This window comes from Mycobacterium sp. 050272, from assembly GCF_039023525.1.
GTDB lineage: Bacteria > Actinomycetota > Actinomycetes > Mycobacteriales > Mycobacteriaceae > Mycobacterium.
On the sequence record NZ_JBCHKV010000021.1, the window covers coordinates 71349 to 89614 of the forward strand.

The 18266-nt window shown below is 65.1% G+C and carries 16 protein-coding genes; 11 read left to right on the forward strand and 5 right to left on the reverse strand.

What is annotated here, in order from left to right:
* The 3 genes from AAHS21_RS27920 to AAHS21_RS27930 all read left to right on the forward strand — a co-directional run bounded on the left by AAHS21_RS27920 (window position 1) and on the right by AAHS21_RS27930 (window position 3802).
* Window positions 1-1329: a HAMP domain-containing sensor histidine kinase gene (locus tag AAHS21_RS27920; protein ID WP_342930778.1), complete on the forward strand. Its 1329-nt coding sequence runs from the start codon at window positions 1-3 to the stop codon at window positions 1327-1329.
* Between the two features lie 295 nt (window positions 1330-1624).
* Window positions 1625-3148, forward strand: a complete 1524-nt coding sequence (locus tag AAHS21_RS27925; RefSeq protein ID WP_342930753.1) for a SulP family inorganic anion transporter — start codon at window positions 1625-1627, stop codon at window positions 3146-3148.
* Between the two features lie 69 nt (window positions 3149-3217).
* Window positions 3218-3802, forward strand: coding sequence for a class I SAM-dependent methyltransferase (locus AAHS21_RS27930; protein WP_342930779.1), 585 nt, complete (start codon window positions 3218-3220; stop codon window positions 3800-3802).
* Window positions 3803-3833: 31 nt separating this feature from the next.
* Here the strand turns inward: AAHS21_RS27930 and AAHS21_RS27935 are convergent, their stop codons facing one another.
* Window positions 3834-4757: a LysR family transcriptional regulator gene (locus AAHS21_RS27935; protein ID WP_342930754.1), complete on the reverse strand. Its 924-nt coding sequence runs from the start codon at window positions 4755-4757 to the stop codon at window positions 3834-3836.
* 67 nt (window positions 4758-4824) lie between these two features.
* Between AAHS21_RS27935 and AAHS21_RS27940 the strand changes: the two genes are divergently transcribed.
* From AAHS21_RS27940 to AAHS21_RS27960, 5 genes are all read left to right on the forward strand, one after another.
* Window positions 4825-7185, forward strand: coding sequence for a hypothetical protein (locus AAHS21_RS27940; protein ID WP_342930755.1), 2361 nt, complete (start codon window positions 4825-4827; stop codon window positions 7183-7185).
* A 145-nt stretch (window positions 7186-7330) separates the two neighbouring features.
* A complete protein-coding gene (locus AAHS21_RS27945) occupies window positions 7331-8353 on the forward strand; it encodes an ABC transporter substrate-binding protein (protein ID WP_342930756.1) in 1023 nt (340 codons plus the stop codon).
* Window positions 8354-8424: 71 nt separating this feature from the next.
* On the forward strand, window positions 8425-9141 hold the full coding sequence (locus AAHS21_RS27950; RefSeq protein WP_342930780.1) for an ABC transporter ATP-binding protein: 717 nt from the start codon (window positions 8425-8427) through the stop codon (window positions 9139-9141).
* Complete coding sequence (locus AAHS21_RS27955; RefSeq protein ID WP_342930757.1) at window positions 9138-9989, forward strand: ABC transporter permease; 852 nt, start codon at window positions 9138-9140, stop codon at window positions 9987-9989. The genes AAHS21_RS27950 and AAHS21_RS27955 overlap by 4 nt, the downstream gene beginning before the upstream one ends.
* Window positions 9979-11061, forward strand: coding sequence for a hypothetical protein (locus tag AAHS21_RS27960; RefSeq protein ID WP_342930758.1), 1083 nt, complete (start codon window positions 9979-9981; stop codon window positions 11059-11061). Before AAHS21_RS27955 ends, AAHS21_RS27960 begins: the two co-directional genes overlap by 11 nt.
* Before the next feature lie 129 nt (window positions 11062-11190).
* On the opposite strand, the gene AAHS21_RS27965 is transcribed toward AAHS21_RS27960, so the two are convergent.
* From AAHS21_RS27965 to AAHS21_RS27975, 3 genes are read right to left on the reverse strand one after another with little or no spacing between them, the layout of a single operon-like run.
* Complete coding sequence (locus AAHS21_RS27965; RefSeq protein WP_342930759.1) at window positions 11191-11568, reverse strand: hypothetical protein; 378 nt, start codon at window positions 11566-11568, stop codon at window positions 11191-11193.
* 49 nt (window positions 11569-11617) lie between these two features.
* Window positions 11618-12988, reverse strand: coding sequence for an aromatic ring-hydroxylating dioxygenase subunit alpha (locus tag AAHS21_RS27970; protein WP_342930760.1), 1371 nt, complete (start codon window positions 12986-12988; stop codon window positions 11618-11620).
* A gap of 11 nt (window positions 12989-12999) precedes the next feature.
* Complete coding sequence (locus AAHS21_RS27975; protein ID WP_342930761.1) at window positions 13000-14772, reverse strand: amidohydrolase family protein; 1773 nt, start codon at window positions 14770-14772, stop codon at window positions 13000-13002.
* 281 nt (window positions 14773-15053) lie between these two features.
* On the opposite strand from AAHS21_RS27975, the gene AAHS21_RS27980 reads away from it, so the two are divergent.
* The 3 genes from AAHS21_RS27980 (at window position 15054) to AAHS21_RS27990 (ending at window position 17482) form a co-directional block, all read left to right on the forward strand.
* Window positions 15054-16175 carry a catalase family peroxidase gene (locus AAHS21_RS27980; RefSeq protein ID WP_342930762.1) on the forward strand — a complete coding sequence of 374 codons (1122 nt, stop codon included), beginning with the start codon at window positions 15054-15056 and terminating at the stop codon, window positions 16173-16175.
* Entirely contained in the window at window positions 16172-16765 is a 594-nt protein-coding gene (locus AAHS21_RS27985) for a cytochrome b/b6 domain-containing protein (protein WP_342930763.1), read from the forward strand. Before AAHS21_RS27980 ends, AAHS21_RS27985 begins: the two co-directional genes overlap by 4 nt.
* A gap of 225 nt (window positions 16766-16990) precedes the next feature.
* Complete coding sequence (locus AAHS21_RS27990) at window positions 16991-17482, forward strand: isochorismatase family cysteine hydrolase (protein WP_342930764.1); 492 nt, start codon at window positions 16991-16993, stop codon at window positions 17480-17482.
* Here AAHS21_RS27990 and AAHS21_RS27995 read toward each other — a convergent pair whose 3' ends face one another.
* Window positions 17483-18211: a GntR family transcriptional regulator gene (locus AAHS21_RS27995; protein ID WP_342930765.1), complete on the reverse strand. Its 729-nt coding sequence runs from the start codon at window positions 18209-18211 to the stop codon at window positions 17483-17485.
* Window positions 18212-18266 lie beyond the last annotated feature (55 nt).

Genomic DNA, 18266 nt, shown 5'->3' on the forward strand with positions numbered 1-18266 from the left:
ATGCGTGTCTTGTCGTTGCGCACCATCGTCATCGTTGCGCAATTGGGCGTGATCGCTCTCGTCGTCACGCTGGGCGTATGGGTCTGGGTCGGCGTCACCAACGATCAGTACAGCCAGCTCGACCGCCGGTTGGACTCCGTGAGCAGCCTCGGCGACATCAACACCTTGCTCAACAGCCCGCACCAGAGCACTCCTGACCGGCCCTCGCCGGACGGCAATCTGGTGCGCACCGCCCGCATCGGTGCGTTGACCGTGTCGGTGCCCAGCGACATCGTCTTGCCCAAACTGGCCAACGGCTACGCGAACACCACGATCAACGGGGTGCAATACCGCGTCCGTACCTTCAACGCGGGGCCGGTCTCGATCGCGCTCGCCGCACCGCTGGCCGAGGCGCAGCATCGGATCAACGAACTGCACCTACGGGTGTTGTTGATCTGCGCTGGCGTGATCACCGGCACCTTCCTGGTCGGCTGGGTGATCTCGTTGATCATGGTCAACCCCTTCGTCCTGCTGGCCCGGCAAGCCCGCGCCATCAATGCGCAGTCCAGTCCCGACGAGGTTGCGGTCCGCGGTGTACGGGAAGCCGTCGAGATCGCCGACGCGGTCGAGCAGATGCTGGACCGCATCGGCAACGAGCAGCAACGCACCAAGGCGGCACTCGAGTCGGCCCGTGACTTCGCCGCGGTCGCTTCACACGAGCTGCGCACCCCACTGACCGCGATGCGCACGAACCTGGAGGTCCTGTCCACGCTCGAGCTGGCCCCCGAGCAGCGCGAGGAGATCATCGGCGACGTCATCCGCACCCAGAGCCGCATCGAGGCAACGCTGACGGCGCTGGAGCGACTCGCGCAGGGGCAGCTGACCACCGTCGACGACTTCGTGCCGTTCGACATCACCGAGCTGTTGGATCGTGCCGCGCACGATGCGCTGCGCATCTACCCCGACGTGGAGGTCTCACTGGTGCCGTCGCCGACGGTCTTGATGGTGGGGCTGCCGACGGGTCTGCGGCTGGTGATCGACAACGCGATTGCCAACGCCGTCAAGCACGGCGGTGCCACCAAGATTCAACTCACCGTGAGCAGTTCGGCCGAAGGCGTCGAAATCGCGATCGACGACGACGGCACCGGCGTCCCCGAATCCGAACGCACCGCGGTATTCGAACGCTTCTCTCGCGGTTCGACGGCATCGCGCTCGGGTTCCGGACTGGGGTTGGCGCTGGTTGCCCAACAAGCAGAATTGCACGGCGGGAACGCATCTCTGCACGCCAGCCCGCTCGGCGGAACGCGACTTCTGCTCAAGCTGTCAGGCGACGGCCGCGGCCCTTGCTGAGTCAACCACACGAAACACGCAGCAGGCCAAACGTTTTAGCTTTGTTGTCATGACGCATCGCGAATTCGTAACAGCACGAGCAAAAATTTGCATTCCGTATGCGACTGGCTTGTCCGGTTGACCCGCGCTGACGGTGCACATACCTTCAAATGCAGGCCAGGCGGACCCAGCCAAAACAACGGAGTTGGTGAAAGAACGTAATCGCCTGCGTATCAGCCTGTTACGTCGATGTCAGCTATCGCGGGTGGAGCGATACCGTAGCGTCGACCACGCAAACCCAACGAGCGAGGTACCGATGCAACTCATCGAACATCCCGAAGGGCGAACCATCGAACGCTCCGCGTCACTGAGGGACGGGTTGCGTTCGGTGCTTCGGCATGACTTGTCCTCCTCTCTCGTGGTCTTCTTGGTCGCCCTGCCGCTGTCCCTGGGCATCGCGATCGCATCCGACGCACCGGTACTGGCCGGTTTGATCGCCGCGATCGTCGGTGGGATTGTCGGTGGTGCCATCGGGGGGTCGCCGCTGCAGGTCAGTGGCCCCGCCGCCGGGCTGACCGTCGTGGTGGCCGACCTGATCGGCGAATTTGGCTGGGGTATAACATGCTTCATCACCACGGTGGCCGGCGTTATGCAAGTCCTGTTGGGATTCAGTCGGGTTGCGCGGGCCGCCCTGGCCATCTCGCCCGTCGTCGTGCACGCGATGCTTGCCGGCATCGGCATCACGATCGCACTTCAGCAGGCCCATGTATTGCTCGGCGGTGAGTCGAAAAGCACGGCCTGGCGCAACGTCGTTGAGCTGCCGCAACAAGTTGTGAACGCGCATCGGCCCGGAGTCCTGTTGGGGCTGCTGGTGATCGGCATCCTGATCGCCTGGCGCTGGGCCCCCGCCAAAGTGTCCGCCGTTCCCGGACCGCTGGTCGCCATCGTGGTGGTGACCGTTGTCTCGCTGATCTTCCCGTTCCGAGTCTCCCGGATCGAGCTGGACGGCTCGGTCGCCAAAGCGCTTCAACTGCCGGCTATTCCGCAGGGAAATTGGGGTGCCGTCGTCATCGGCATCATTACCGTGACACTCATCACCAGCGTGCAGAGCCTGCTGACGGCGGTATCGATCGACAGGATGCACCACGGACCACGCACCGACTTCAACCGCGAGCTGATCGGACAGGGCTTCTCCAACATCGTGTCCGGCGCGATCGGCGGACTTCCCATCGCCGGTGTCATCGTGCGAAGCGCTGCCAACGTCAACGCGGGGGCGAAGACCCGCGCCTCGACGATCATGCACGGCTTGTGGATCCTTTTGTTCGCGATCCCGTTTGCGGAATTGGTCGAGCAGATTCCGACCGCGGCTCTCGCCGGGCTGCTCATCGTCATCGGCATACAGCTGCTGGCGCCGGCGCATATTGAAACCGCCATGAAGTCAGGCGATTTGACCGTTTATCTGGTGACCATTGTCGCGGTCGTGTTTCTCAACCTGCTGCACGGCGTGATGATCGGACTCGCCCTGGCCATCGTCTTGACCGCTTGGCGGGTAATCCGGGCGAAGGTCGAGGCGACGTCCGCGGGCGACGAATGGCGGGTCGTTGTCGAGGGGGCGTGCACGTTTCTCGCGTTACCCAGGCTGACTCGCGTGCTGGCATCGATCCCAGAGCGCACCACTGTCACCGTGCATCTTCTGGTGAGCTACTTGGATCACGCTGCGCACCAAGCGATTAACGACTGGCAGCAGCAACACCACGCGACGGGTGGAACGGTGCGGATCCACGGCGTGACCGAAGTCGGACGCCTGACATCGACCCGTGAGGTTCTGCAGGCGGGCTAGCGCCCACGCGCGTACTTAGGGTACCCTAACTTGACCGACGAGTTAGGAGACGCGATGTCGACGACCTGGATGGATCCTCTGCTCCACAAGCTCCGCCACCAAGGCGCCGCTCCCTATCCGCATCAGGCGGCATTCTTGCTCAACAATCCGGTCCGCCGAGCGCTGTCCAACCCGGCACGCAAGGTCGACCGCGTCGGCCTCACCGGTACCGAGCACGTGCTGGAAGTAGGGCCTGGCCCGGGCTTCTACAGCGTGCAGATCGCACGGCGTCTCACCTACGGCCGGCTCGACCTGTTCGACCTCCAACCCGAGATGCTGGACAAGGCGCGGCGGCAGCTCGAGCGGGCGGGATTCCATGACGTCGGCTTTACGACCGGGGAAGCGAGCGACGGATTTCCGTACCCGGCAGACACTTTCGACGTCGCGTTCCTGGCCGCGGTGATCGGCGAGGTGCCCGACAAACCGGCCTGCATCCGTTCCCTGGGCCGGGTGCTGAAGCCGGGAGGGCAACTCGTGTTCGTCGAAGGGTTTAGCGATCCGGACCGGATGAGCGTGCGGGAATTGCGTGATCTGGTCGAGCCCGAGAACTTCGAATTCGGGCAAGCGAGCGGCAATCGATGGCACGACATCGTGCGCTTTCGCAGACCGGCCTGAGCGGAGTCTGATCTCACTGCGCCGCGCTGGCTCAAGTCGATTGAGTCTCGGCTCTGTGGGCGATGTGTGCATGTACGCATTGGATAAAGGCTCGTGTCGCCGCGGAGCACAGCTCGGCGTGTGGCGCGACGAGATGAACCTCCCGTCGTAACACCGCCCCTCGCACGGGGAGCAGTACGAGGGTGGGATTCGCTTCGGCGCGGTTGCGCGCGACCGATTCGGGTAGCAACGCCACACCGAGACCCTGGCAGACGAAATGGATGACCTCGTCGACCCGGGTGACTTCAAACGCGACACGACGCTGAATTCCCGCGAAACCACGGTCGGTTTCGTGCCGGAGGCCATACCCCAGGGGGAAGTCGATGAACGGAAGTTCGGCCAATTCGTTCAGCGAGACAGACGGATTCGCGGCCAGCCGATGCTGAATGGGCAGCACGGCGACGAGCGACTCGGAGAACAAGTGGTCGAACGAAATCGGGTCACCCGACCGTGCGACGTTGGAGCCCACGATGGCCACGTCGAGCTTGCGGTCGCGGGTCGCCTGCACGAGCACGTCGCTGCCCCCACTGCGCAACGTCACCGTGACGTCGGGATAGTCCGCGTGGAAGGTGGCCATCAGCGCGGCCACATCCAAACTGTCCGACGGAATCTCCATCATCCCCACGGTGAGCCGTCCGGTCACCGAGCCCCGTAGCGCTTGCGCGTCCACGGTGATCCGGTCGACCCCGGCGATGACCTGGCGCATCAACGGGATCAAGGCTTCGCCCACAGTCGTCAGCGATACCGAGCGCGTGGTGCGGGTGAATAGCTGGACACCCAACTCGGCCTCGAGCTTGCGTACCTGTTGACTCAGCGCGGATTGCACCACGAAGAGGGTTTCGGCCGCGCGGGTGAAGCTGCGCGTTTCGGCCACGGCCAGCACGTAGCGGAGCTGTTGCAGATTCAGATTAATCACCTCTGCTGATTGATCAGATCATATCTATGCGCTGGACGCCTAAGTGGCGGGCACTGAGAATTGACGCATGTCTGCCGGCGTTTCGCGCGACGAACGGGCGGCTTCGGCCCCCGTCGTGGTTGCGCGGGGCCAGGGCGAGCTGCGGACCAACGACTGTTCGTCGGTCGAGGTGCGGGACCGCATCAACGCCGAGTTCGAATCGCTTCCGTTCCTCGGCAGCCTGGTCTGTAATACGCCGACGGTTACCGCGGGCGCGGTCGAGGAAATCACGTTCACCTATACCGTCGGACAGTCCGGCATCGCCGACAGCGGGTGGCTCAAGTTGTGCTTCCGCTACTACTCCGACTGGGACCTGCAGACCACCGAGCCTGCCGGGCGTGACTTCGCGACCGCAATCCTGATCAGTCGGTCGGTAATCGGCGGAGCATCGGAAGATGGTGCCGCCACGGTTCAGCGCCTGACCGCCCGCTACGATGTCAAGGGCGGTGAGCGGCCATTCCAAAAGTCGCTTTTGGTGCATGTCGTCGACGGATACCTGCGCCCCGGTGATGTCATCGAGATCCGGCTCGGTGACCGGCGTTTCGGCGGGCCCGGCACCCGTGTCCAGACCTTTGTCGAGGACGACTTCGAGGTGCATCTGTTCGTCGATCCGCTCGGCACATCGCGGATGGCCCACGCGGCTGTCGCGAAGATAGCGATCGTTCCCGGACCACCCGCTCGGTTGGTGGTGCACGGTCCCCGCGTCGTGGGTCCCAACGTGAGCTCGGTGCGACTGCACGCCCACCTGGAAGACCGCTGGGGCAATGCCTGCCGCGATGTGCCCGCGGATGTGCAAGCGCAGCTGGAAGGTGAAAAGCTCTGCACCGCAAAGATGCCCGCGGCGGGTTGGGCGCACGCGGTATTGAACGTAGCGGCACGACCGGGCGCAATTCAGGTAGGCGCGCGAACCGGAACGACCACCTTCGGCCCAGCCACCGCCGAGATCGACGTCATCACGAATCTGCCTGCGCCACGGGCATATTTCTGCGACTTGCACGTGCATTCCAACGACACCGTCGGAACCCAGAGCACGGATTGGAACCTGCGCTACGGCCGCGACATCGGTGGCCTCGATGTCCTCGGCTACACCGCCAATGACTTCCAGATCACCGACGGCACCTGGTCCGATGTGGTCGACGCCTGCCGCACGGCCGCACAGGACGGCCAGTTCGTGTGCTTCCCCGGCGTGGAATGGTGTGGCACCGCGGGCGCCGGTGGCGATCACAACGTGGTGTTCCTCGGCGACGACACGACTGTCGCGAGGTCTTTGGAGTGGCGCCAGGGCATGACCGCCACCGCGCCCACACCGCAAACCTGGCCCATCACGGAGCTATACGCCGCCTACGAAAAGGATCCCGACGCATACTTACTGATCCCGCATGTCGGGGGCCGGCGCGCCGTGCTGGATTGGCACCATCCCGAACTGGAGCGTCTGATCGAGGTGCATTCGAGCTGGGGCAGCAGCCCGTGGTTCCTCGAGGACGCCCTGGCTCGCGGACTCAAGGTCGGCGCCAGCGCCGCCAGCGACGAACATCGTGGACGGCCGGGCGGCGGCGCACCGGGCGCCAACATCTTCGGCGGACGCGGTGGTTTGACCGGTTTGCTCGCCGACAAACTCAGCGCCGAACACGTCGGCCAGGCACTACGGTCTCGGCGCACCTGGGCAACCACGGGCAGCCGATCGGTCGCACTCTTACACAGCGGCGACGATTGGATGGGCGATGAAATCCTCACCGCCGCTGACAAACTCGTCGTCAACTACGCGGTCTATGGCAGCAGTGGCTGGGACGAGCTGCTGATCTATGACACCCAAGGACCGCTGTGGAGGCGGGACATGAACTCCGAAGCGGGGTTTTCAGACTCGCTGGTACGAATTCGCTGGGGAGGTGCGCGGCACCGAGACCGGTACCGCTGGGCGACCTGGGCGGGCCAACTCAGAGTCAGTGGCACCAAGGTCGATGCGGCGATGCCGTGGGCTGCTACACATCCCGAACAGACCTTTGACGCCATCGGGCAAACGATCAGATGGCAAACCGCCACCTATGGTGCCGACATCGGGGTGATTGTGCGCCTCGACGACATAGCGCGGGCACAATTCGACATCGACACCACGGTGATCGAGGACGAGCGTCGCACCACGATGACCGTCACCGGTGCCGAGCTGATCGCGCACAACCAGCGGGAGTCCCGCGCCGGCGGTCTTAACCTGCGAATCCTGGTCGAGCGTATAGCCGAGCCGTCAGCGCTGCCGAGCACTGTCACTGGAGCACTGACGGTGAAACTGCCGCGGGAACACAGCGCAATCTATCTGCGCGGCAATCAATCCGATGGGCACCAAGTTTGGACCAGCCCGCTGTTCGTTGCCCGACCCCAGCGGAAGCAGCAGTGATGAGACAAGCGGCGCTGACACGGCGTCGACACGTCGATTTCGGCCGCATTACCCGCGCGGCGTGTCCGAGTCCGTCGTTCACCGGCTACCCCGGCCGCTGATCCCGGACCGACCCCTACCCCCCAAACCCTTCTCGGGAGCACCCGTGTCATTTCCCAAATTCGCCTATGCAGCAATAGTTTCCGCGCTGGCCACAGCAGCGGCCCTGGTCGGGTGCTCCAGCAACGCCCCGGCATCCAAGTCCTCCGGCGTCACCCTGCGGCTTGGCTACTTGACCCGAATCACGCACGCGTCAGCCTTGGTCGGCATCGACACCGGCACGTTCGCGCGTAGTCTCGGGCCAGCAGTGAAATTCGAGCCGCAGCCATTCAGTCAGGGCACCGCGGAAACCACCGCCCTGCTGTCCGGGCAACTCGATGCCGCTTACATAGGGCCTAACCCCGCATTCAACGCCTGGCAGAAGTCGAACGGCACCGCCATCAAAATCATCTCCGGGTCCGCCGCCGGTGGGACGTCGATGGTCGTCAAGCCGGGTATCACCTCCGCGGCCGACCTACGCGGAAAGACCGTCGCCGATCCGGCGCTCGGCGGGGCCCAAGATGTCAGCCTGCGCGACTGGCTGCTGAATAACGGATTGAAGACGAACCCGCAAGGCGGCGGGGACGTCATCGTCAAGCCGACCACGCCCGAGTCGGCGATCGTCCAACAATTCATCAGCAATCAGATCGACGGCGCTCTCGAATCGGCACCGTACGACGTGCAACTGGTCAACGCAGGCGGCGCCCGACTCTGGTCGGATCCGAACACCATCACGATTCTGGTTGTCCGCCAAGAGTTCCTGTCCGCCCACCCCGATGTCGTCGCGGGACTGGTCCGCGGTCAGATCGAGGCCAATGAGACGATTCACAACAACCCTGACGCGGCGGCCCGATCGGCCAACGCCACCTTGACCAAGGCGCTGGGAAACGGCCTGTCACCCGAGGTTCTGACCGCGTCGTTCCAGGAGACGACTTTCACCAACGACCCCGGCGTGCAGTCACTCAACGACCAGATCCGCAAGGGCGTTGCGGTCGGCTTGCTGCAGCCCCTCAACCTTGACGGCATCTTCGACTTCGGGCCGCTCAACCGCGAGCTGGCAGCCGCGGGCAAGCCGGCGGTGGCGGCGTGAGGGCCGCGACGATACCCCTTGACGTCGTGACGAACCCCGACACAGGCGAGCAAGGTTCCCCGCAGCCCGTGCTGCGCCTTGACCAGCTGACGAGGCGATACGGAGACGTCACGGCGCTGGGGCCGCTGTCCCTGGCGGTGCGAGCCGGTGAGTTTGTCTGTGTGGTCGGCGTTTCCGGTTGCGGCAAGAGCACCCTGTTGTCGCTGATTGCCAAGCTCGATCAACCTTCGTCGGGGACGGTTCAGACGGGCAGACACCGCATCGCGTTGATGTTCCAGGCACCCGCGTTGTTCCCGTGGCTGACCGCCGCGGGGAACGTCGAATTGGCCCTGCGGGCCCGAGCGACACCGCGGCCACAACGGCGGGAACGGGTCCGTGAACTGCTGGACACCGTGGGATTGTTGGAATTCGCCGGCAATCGCCCGCATCAGCTGTCCGGCGGTATGCAACAGCGGGTAGCGCTGGCACGTGCCCTGGCACAAGACGCCGATGTGTTGCTCATGGACGAACCGTTCGCCGCGTTAGATGCCATGACCCGGGATCGTCTGCAGTGCGAGCTGGAACGAATTGTGTTGGCCCGCAATCTGACCGTCGTCTTTGTGACACACAACGTGCGCGAGGCGGTACGCCTGGCCGACCGTGTCGTCCTGTTGAGTGCAAGGCCCGCGACCGTCGTCGAGGAGTTCGCCGTGGGCCTGGCGCGCCCCCGCGACATCAACACGGCGGAGGTCGCGACGCTTGCCGCCCACATCACCGACCGGCTCGACCGCGGTGGGATCGCGCGATGACGCTAACTACCGGACGCACCGACGTCCCCGACTACCCGGCGTGGGCCACCCGCACCGGCCGCGTACCCCGGCTCGCGGTCATGATCTGGCCGAAGGTAGCCGCGATCGGGGTGTTTATCGGCATCTGGCAGCTGGTGGTGTACACCGAATGGCAGCCCCCGTTCGTGCTGCCCCGTCCGGCGGCGGTGGCAGAAAATCTCTGGCACCAACTGCACGGCCCGTTGCTATGGGAGGCCATCGCAACCACGATGGGCCGTGCGGTGACAGGATTCGTCCTGGCGGCGGTGATCGGTTCGGTCAGTGGAGCGCTGATCGCCCGAAACCGGTTACTGCGCGCCGCTTTCGGGCCACTCATCACGGGGCTACAGACAATGCCTGCGATCGCGTGGTTTCCGTTCGCCATCATCTTCTTCGGGTTGCACACCTCAGCGATCCTGTTCGTCATCGTGATCGGGGCCGCACCTTCGGTGGCGATCGGCGTCATCTCCGGGGTCGATCACATACCGCCGCTGCTACTGCGCGCGGCGACGACACTGCAGCTGCGGCCGCTCGCCCTGTACCGGCATGTGATCGTGCCGGCCGCCCTGCCGATGTTCGTCACGGGGCTCAAGCAAGGATGGGCGTTCGCGTGGCGCAGCCTGATGGCCGGCGAGCTGGTCGTGCTGGTGGCCAACACGTCCTCGATCGGGGTGTTGCTCGAGAACGCCCAGAACCTCACCGACATGCCATCGGCCATTTCGATCATGATCGTGATCCTGGTGATCGGGATCGTCGTCGACGCGGTGTTCAGCTACGCGGACCTACAAGTTCGCCGGCGCTGGGGTCTGGTGGGCGACCGTGACGCCTGACAAGCCGCTTCGACTCTGGGCGTTCGGCGACGCCCATGTGGGCACCGACAAGCGTCACGGTCGAGACAGCCTTGCCGAGGCCCTGATTCACGCTCAATCTGGGGGTCCGAAGGGTGGGCCATCGTTCGACTGGGATCTGGCCCTCGACGTCGGAGACATGTCGGGCGCACATCACAGCCTGCCCGACGACAACGAGGGCCGGGAAATACGACGACAATTCGGCGCGTTACGCGGGCATCGTCGCGAGGATGTCTACAGCGTGTGCGGCAACCACGACCGCAGCGGTCTAGACGAGCCGGAGGCGTGGTGGTGGCAGAAGTGGATCGATCCGTTAGGCGAGCACACCGAGAACTCCGGCGTGGACCCGCGGGCCCGGCGCTATCCGATCAGCGGAACTTGGGAGCGGTATTCATTCCAAGTGGGCAACCTGCTTTTCCTGATGATGAGCGACCGCAACGAGCCCTCCCAACGGGTCGGCCGCGGAACCCTCGGTGGAAACCCCGGCGGCGTGGTCAGCGGTGAAACCTTTCTGTGGTGGCAGGACATGGTGCTGGCGCACCCCGAGCTCAACATCGTCTCGGTCCATCACTACGTACTGAAAGACACGACCGTCGCATCGGGTGAATGGGAAGGCGTGCGCAAAGGTACCGACGGGCAATGGCAGGAGCACTACCACCGGCCATTCGCGCAGGGCACCCCCAACGGGGCGTCCTATCTTTACTGGGTCGACAGCCAACCCGACTCGGCCCAGTTCGAAGACTTTCTCGCTGAGCACCCAGGCCGCGTGGCCATCTGGTTCGCCGGCCACACTCACACCCACCCCGACGACAACTACGGCGGCAAGACCCACATCGAACAGCGCTGGGGCACATGGTTCCTCAACGTCGCCTCGCTGAGCCGCCATCACATGCCGCTGACCACGCTGCCGATCAGCAGGTTGTTGACCTTCACGCCCGGCAGCCGCGAAGCGCGGGTGCAGTGCTACCTACACACCGATCAGCACGCACCTCAGGGCTGGTACCCGCCCGCCGAGCGCACGATAACCCTGCCGCGACCATTTCAGTGGTGCTAGCGCTGGGCATTGTGCGGCAACGGCTTTGAATGTGCGTCGACGACGGGTTCTATCGGCGTGTCGTCGCCCTGAGCGCACACGCAACGCCCAGGACGCACACTCGATAGCGGGAGCGCCGCGCGCAACGCGCTAGAGCGGGGCTTGGTCGGTCAGGTTGAGCATCAGGTAGGCGAGGCAGAACAAGAAGTTCAGCACTAGCAGAATCATCCCGGCGAACATCAGCGAGCGGGTGCCCTGACGCTGGAGTTGCTTGCGCTTCGCATTGCGCTCGTCGCGCTTGATCTGGGTCGCGATGAGAGCGAAATTGACGTCGGTCATCTCTCCTTCGGTGACCGGCATGCCCGCGAGCATCTGCTGTAGACGAACCGGCCCGGTATCGACACCCACGTCCGCGAAAGACCGGCACATCCGCCGCGCCCGCCGCTGACCGACGATCTGATACTGCATATGCAACCGGTGTGGCAGCTGCCCTTGTTCGTCACCACACGGATTCGACGCGGTCGTCACAAGCCGGAAGTCTAGACCCGTGGCGGCGCTTTCGGGGGGTGCTCGCCGATTAAATTGTCGACGCGGATTGCCCGGGTTCTCCTATGCCGCCGGTCATCCGATCGGATTCCGGTAGACCGAGGTAGCGCTCCAGATTGCGGTGCATGTTGATCACCCGGCGCTCCTCGCCGGAGAGCACCAGGTGGGTGAATCCGGGTTGGTGCATGCCCCGCTGCAAGCCCGGCAGCACCCGGATGTCCTGGGTGAGCACCAGGCCGGGTTCGGCCTCCCCGGCGTTTACCCGAACGTCCGTCGGCTTGTTGCGCGGGGCGCCCGGCGCCATCCGCGTCATCAGGAACATCACCAACTCGCCTTCATCGGGGGTCGAGCCGGGATCGAGGCCAGGGCGTGAGCACATGATCGTCAGGTGGTCGGCGTTGGCCAGCAACGTCATGTTCGGGAACACGTTGTATTGGTGTAGCCGGGTAATCCGGTCGGTATCGGCCCAGTCCAGGTTCACTCCCCGGCTGGCCGCGAAATCCCGGGTGCGGTCCGCGATCAGTTCCTGCACCGTCTGTCCGGGCCGGCGTTCGTCGGCGGGGAAGGGGGTGCCTTCGGCCGCGCCCATCAGCGCACCTTGGGTGTATACGTAAGCGTCCCAGACTTCTTCGTCGCTCAGCGCGCCGTCAAACCTTGGGCTCGGCACGCCATAGGGCTGATCGGACTTACCCGTGTGACCCCAGATCTGTTGTGGCGCATGGATATCGTCGATACAACGCAGCAATTCCGGGTGCAGGGTCTGGATGTGGTAGGTCTCGCTGTACCCGTCGGCGATCGTTTTCCAGTTGGCCTCGACCTCGACCGTGAGGGTCGCGTAGCAACGGAAGTCCGCCAAATGGCACCAGGCGATGTCGTCGGGTATCGCCTCCAGGTACTCGATCAGCGGCATCGCGCCCACGTCGAGATTGACGAAGACGAGGCCGGCCCAGCTGTCGACCTTGGCCGGAACCAGCGGGAAGTCGGACATGTGCAGGGCACCGAAGCCCTTGCGGTTCGGCACCCGCTTGAGCGTGCCGGCCAGATCCCAGGTCCACCCGTGATAGCCGCATTTGAGCTCGCGCAGTCCCGAACCCGAGCCGGTGCACAGCGAGTTGCCGCGATGGCGACAGGCGTTCTGAAATGCCCGCAGCACGCCGTCGTCACCGCGGACGATCAGCACGGCGTAAGGGCCGCAGCGATATTCGAAGTAATCACCCGGTTCAGCGACGTGGTCGAGCATGCAGGCGACCTGCCATACCTTCGGCCACATTCGCTCGATCTCGAGCTGTGCGAATGCCGGCGAGTAGTAGCGTTCGGCGGGCACCAGCGTCGGGCTGTCGGGCGGGGTGCCGATCGCATCCTCGTCCCGGGTGTGCGCCGGATTGCCGGCAGCCGCGGTCACTGACCGAGTCCTTAGCGTGCTCCGCGCACCAGGCGACCGGGCCGCGCTCCGGTGTCGACGTCCTTGCGACGGGTCACGGTTCCGCTGACGATCGTCGCCGCGTACCCACTGGCTGCCTGCAGGATCCGGTTGCCGCCGGCGGGCAGGTCGAAGGCCATCGCCGCGGGATGCAGCCGCAACGCGTCCATGTCGATGACGTTGATGTCGGCTTTCTTGCCGCGCTCGATGGTGCCGCGGTCGGTCAGCCCGAAGAGGTGCGCGGTATCGCGAGACTGCTTGCGGATCACGTATTCCAGCGCCAGCTTGTCGCCGCGGTGCCGGTCTCGCGCCCAGTGCGTCAACAGGAAGGTGGGATAGGAGGCATCGCAGATCATCCCGCAGTGGGCGCCGCCGTCGGACAGCCCGAGCACGCCGGCGGGGTGCAGCAGCATCTCACGGATCGCGTCGTGGTTGCCCTCGGCGTAATTGAACAACGGCAGCATCAGCATCGCCGTCGCATCCCGCTCGAGCATCAGGTCATACAGCGTCGACAGCGGGTCCTCGCCGCGGGCCTTGGCGATGGCCGCGACGGTACGGTCGGCGGTGGGCTCGTAGTCGGGTGGATCGCCCAGCGCGAAGAGTCGGCGCAGAGAGTGCTGCACCAACGCGAACATGCCGTCGAACAGCAAACTCGGGTCGGCGGGCAGGTCGTCCTCGGACAGGATCGCGGCCTTCACCGCGGGATCGGCCAGCCGCTGCGCTAGCTCCTCGCGGCTGCATTCGGCCTTCAGTCGGCGGTAGGTGGGCCGGTGGCTGAAGCCGTGGTGGCCCTGGAATCCGATCATCATGCCGAACGGGCGCGCCGCGACCTGCGGGTAAAGCCGGGCGCCCTCGGCGTGCGCATCGGCGGACAGATCCAGCATCTCGCGCCACAGGTTCGGGTCGGCGTCCACCTGGATCAGCGCGAACGACACCGGTCGGTCGATTTCGGCGCTCAGCCGCCGCATCCAGTCGAGTTCCTTCTTGGGCGCGACGATGTCTTCGCCCGCGGACCCCTGCGGTGCAAGCTCGAACACCGCCTGGCCGCCGGCCGCCATGGCCCGGCCGAGACCGAACAGCTCATCCTCGGCCGCGTAGGTGCCGGGGACCGGTTCGCCATCCATCGCGCGGTGCCCCATCGTGCGCGACGTCGAGAAGCCGAGCGCGCCGGCCTCGATCGCTTCGGTCACCAGCCGTCCCATCGCCTCGATGTCATCGGGTGTGGCCGGCTCGTTGCGGGCCCCGCGCTCGCCCATCGCGTAGGCGCGAATGGCGCCGTGGGCCACCTGGCTGCCGACGTCGATCGAGAACTTGTGCTTGTCGATCGCGTCGAGGTATTCGGGGTAGGTCTCCCAGCCCCATTCGATGCCCTCGGTCAGGGCGGTGCCGGGGATGTCCTCGACTCCTTCCATCAACTCGATCAGCCACTGCTCGCTGCCGGGCCGCACCGGCGCGAAACCGACGCCGCAGTTGCCGGTCACGATCGTGGTGACACCGTGGCCGCTGGACGGCTCGAGCAGGCCGTCCCAGCTCACCTGGCCGTCGTAGTGGGTGTGGATGTCGACGAATCCGGGAGCGACAACATGCCCTGTCGCATCGATGGTTTCGGCCGCCGGTGCTGTCGCCAAGCCGCCCGTCTCGGGGTCGTCGGTGCCGCGACGGACGATGTCGACGATCTGGCCGTCCTTGATACCGATGTCGGCGGTGTAGCGCTCGGCGCCGGTGCCGTCGACCACGGTTCCACCGGTGATCTTGAGGTCGAACACGAGTGCCCTCCGAGTCTGTTCGGGGTCGCCATGGGACTGGCTGGCCGGAGATGGTGGACACGAGACCGGGGAACGCCCGGCCTCGGCCGCCCATTACGCTACGCCTCGGAGCGTAAATAGTGAAGGTCTTGGCACGAGTTGAACGAAACCTTGCGCCGTGTCGTGGTCCGGATTGTGCGCGTCGGTAACCCGTAGGAGTTGCGCACCTCAACAGCCCCTGGATTGAATTGCCTTCAGCGCCTTAGTTCCACGCTGCGGCAGACCGGAAAGGACGGTGGGCCATGGAGCCCGCTGATCGCGATCAGGAGCCGGCGAATCGGCCCGCTGAACCACAACCCAGCCAGCGTCGTTTCGGTGCGCTCTCCCGGCGCGGCGCGCTGCTGGGGATGAGCGCGGTGGCCGGCGTCGCCGCCGTGGACGTCGGCGGCTTCGCCTACGCGGGCGGCTGGCTGCGGCCCGACACGCTGACCCCGCCGCGCTTCGCCGATCGGTTCGAGCACGTCTTCGGCCGCCATGACGGGTTCCGGCGAAACCACGCCAAAGGGCTGAGCGCGACGGGGTCGTTCGCGAGCAACGGCGCGGGCGCGGCGGTCTGCCGGGCGACGGTGTTCCGGACCGGAAGCGTGCCGCTGGTCGGCAGGTTTTCGCTGGGCGGTGGTCTGCCCGACCAGAGTGACAAGCCAGACACCGTCCGCGGATTCGGTCTGGTGTTCCAGGTGCCCAACGGCCAGCAGTGGCGCACCGCGATGGTGAATTTCCCCGTCTTCACCGACCGCACCCCGGAGGGTTTTTACGAGCGGTTGCTCGCGTCCAAACCGGTCCCCGCGACCGGCAAGCCCGATCCCCAAAAGATGGCCGCATTCCTCGAGCGCCATCCCGAGACCGTGGCGGCGCTGAAGGTCATCAAACAGACGCCGCCCAGTGTGGGGTTCGCGGACAGCACGTTTCACGGTCTGAACGCGTTTTACTTCACCAACAGTGCCGGTGCGACTGTGCCGGTGCGCTGGTCGGCGGTTGCGCAGCAGGCGGCTGCGCCCGCTTCGTCCGGCAAGGACTACTTGTTCGACGACCTCATCCGCGCGGTCGCGCAGCGGCCGCTGACATGGAAGCTCATGCTCACGATCGGTGAACCGGGCGACCCGACCAGCGACGCCACCAAGCCCTGGCCGCAATCGCGGAAGTCGATCGACGCGGGCACCATCACCATCGACGCGGTGCAGACGGAGGAAGCCGGCAACGCACGCGACATCAACTTCGACCCGACGGTGTTACCCGACGGCATCGCCGTGTCCGACGACCCGTTACTGGCCGCACGGTCGGCCGTCTACGCGCGCTCGTTCACTCGCCGTGCCGAGGAACCCAAGTCGCCCAGTGAGGTCAATGTCGGCCAGGTGCGCTCATGACCGACGAAGTCGAAACGACCAGCACCGCGGCACGTTTCACAATTCCGTCCCGGATACTGCACTGGACCATGGCGCCAATGGTCATCGTGCAGTTGCTCATTGGCGTGACGATGATCGCTTCGCTGAGCTATTACCCGTTGCTGCTGGCCATCCACCGGCCGTTGGGCGTGGCCATCCTGATCTTCGCGGTGGTGCGGCTGGCGAACCGGCTCACGCACCGCCCGCCGGCGTTTTTGGCCACGATGAGCCGCGCCGAGCGCCGGATCGCGACGTGGTCGGAGTACGCGCTCTACGCATTGCTTCTGATACAGCCGCTGATCGGATGGGCCACCGTGTCGGCCGCGAGACTGCCGGTCACTATGGTGGGGCCGATTCGCCTGCCGGGCATCGCGCCGCAGAACCTCGATCTGTATGCGGTACTGCGCGAATGCCACGGGGTCTTCGCCTTCCTGCTGTTCGCCGCGTTTACCGCCCACATGTGCGCGGTGCTGTTTCACACGCTGGTGTTGCGGGATGGTCTGCTTGATCGAATGGCACTGTGGCCCAGCAGATTCCGTGCTGCAGGTCAAGACAGTGAAACCGGTTCCTGAGTCAGGAGCGGCTGTGGTGGTATTTCACTCTCACCGATTCACCGCCGTCGCCGTAATCCGCCGCTCATATCCGCCTGGCTCGCGTGCGACCATGTCAGCGTGACGCAGGAAACCGACCGCACCGGTCTTCTCGTGATCGATCCGTACAACGACTTCATCTCCGAAGGCGGCAAGGTATGGGATCGTCTCAAGGTCGTCGCCTAAGCCAACGGATGTGTTCGGCACATGCGTGAAATCCTCGACGCTGCGAGGGCGGCGGAGATCCGGGTCTTTTACGCGCTGCATCGCCGGTACCGCCCGGGCGACTACGAGACCTGGAAGTACATCACGCCTATCCAGCGGGCGGCGTGGTCACGGAAGACCTTCGAGTACGGAACCTGGGGTGGACAGCTACATCCCGACTTCGAGCCGCGACCGGGTGACGTTGTTGCCCAAGAACATTGGTGCTCCAGCGGATTCGCCAACACTGATCTCGATCTCCTGCTCAAAAAGCACGGTATCCATAAGTTGATCGTCGTCGGCCTGATCGCCCACACCTGTGTCGAGGCGACCGTCCGGTTCGCCGCCGAACTCGGATATGACGTCACGATGGTCAAGGACGCGACGGCCAGCTATTCGGATGTGGAAATGCGCGCGGCCCTCGAGGTCAATATCCCGAACTATGCCAGCGCGATTCTGACCACCGACGAAGTCCTCGCCACCATTTCGGGACGCTAGCTAACGGCCGACCCGGCTGCTGACCGCACTGTCAAAGGTGACCCGGACGGTGTCGGCGCGCAACCACCGCTGCGTGATCGACACCGGCCGCAACGTGCGGTCGTCGAGATTGAGACTCTCGATGTACCAACCCAGGCTGGATTGTGGCGCGTCGAGTTGGTCGGCGACTTCGCCTTCGAATATCTCAGTGCTGGCGTGCACCCACGACCGTCGCGGCGAAAGGCCGGCGTTGGTAAGGACTTCGTGTAGCGAGTCGTTGGCACGCATCGCCAATGCGAGGTCGGGAACCAGTGTGGCCGGCACCCATTCGATTCCCCACGCCGCGGGCAAATCGTTAACGTACGACAGCCGCACCAGGCGGTGACATGGATCCGAGGGCAGCTGTTGCAGTTTGGCGGCGATCTCCGCGGGCGCCAGCTGCTGGACGCAGGTGCGCACCACGCTTCGGGGAGAGGCGCCGGCCGCGCGCACCGTGGCGCTCCATGAGGGCGCGCGTTCCGCGTCGATCGGATAGTCGATGCGGTGGGTGGCGAAGCTACCGGCTCCGCGCACCCGGCGGATCACGTTGCGGGCGGTCAGATACTGCAGCGCGGCACGCGCGGTCGAGCGGGCGACGGTGAAACGCTGGGCTACCTCGTTTTCGCTCGGGACCCGCTGCCCGTCGTTGAATTCGCGAATCTCTGCTTCCAGGATCCGGGCGATCGAGCGGTATTTCGGGTCGGCGACCACAGCGTACCTTAACGCCGCGCGGATGCTCCCGCTTTGCCAGAGACCGGCGATCGTC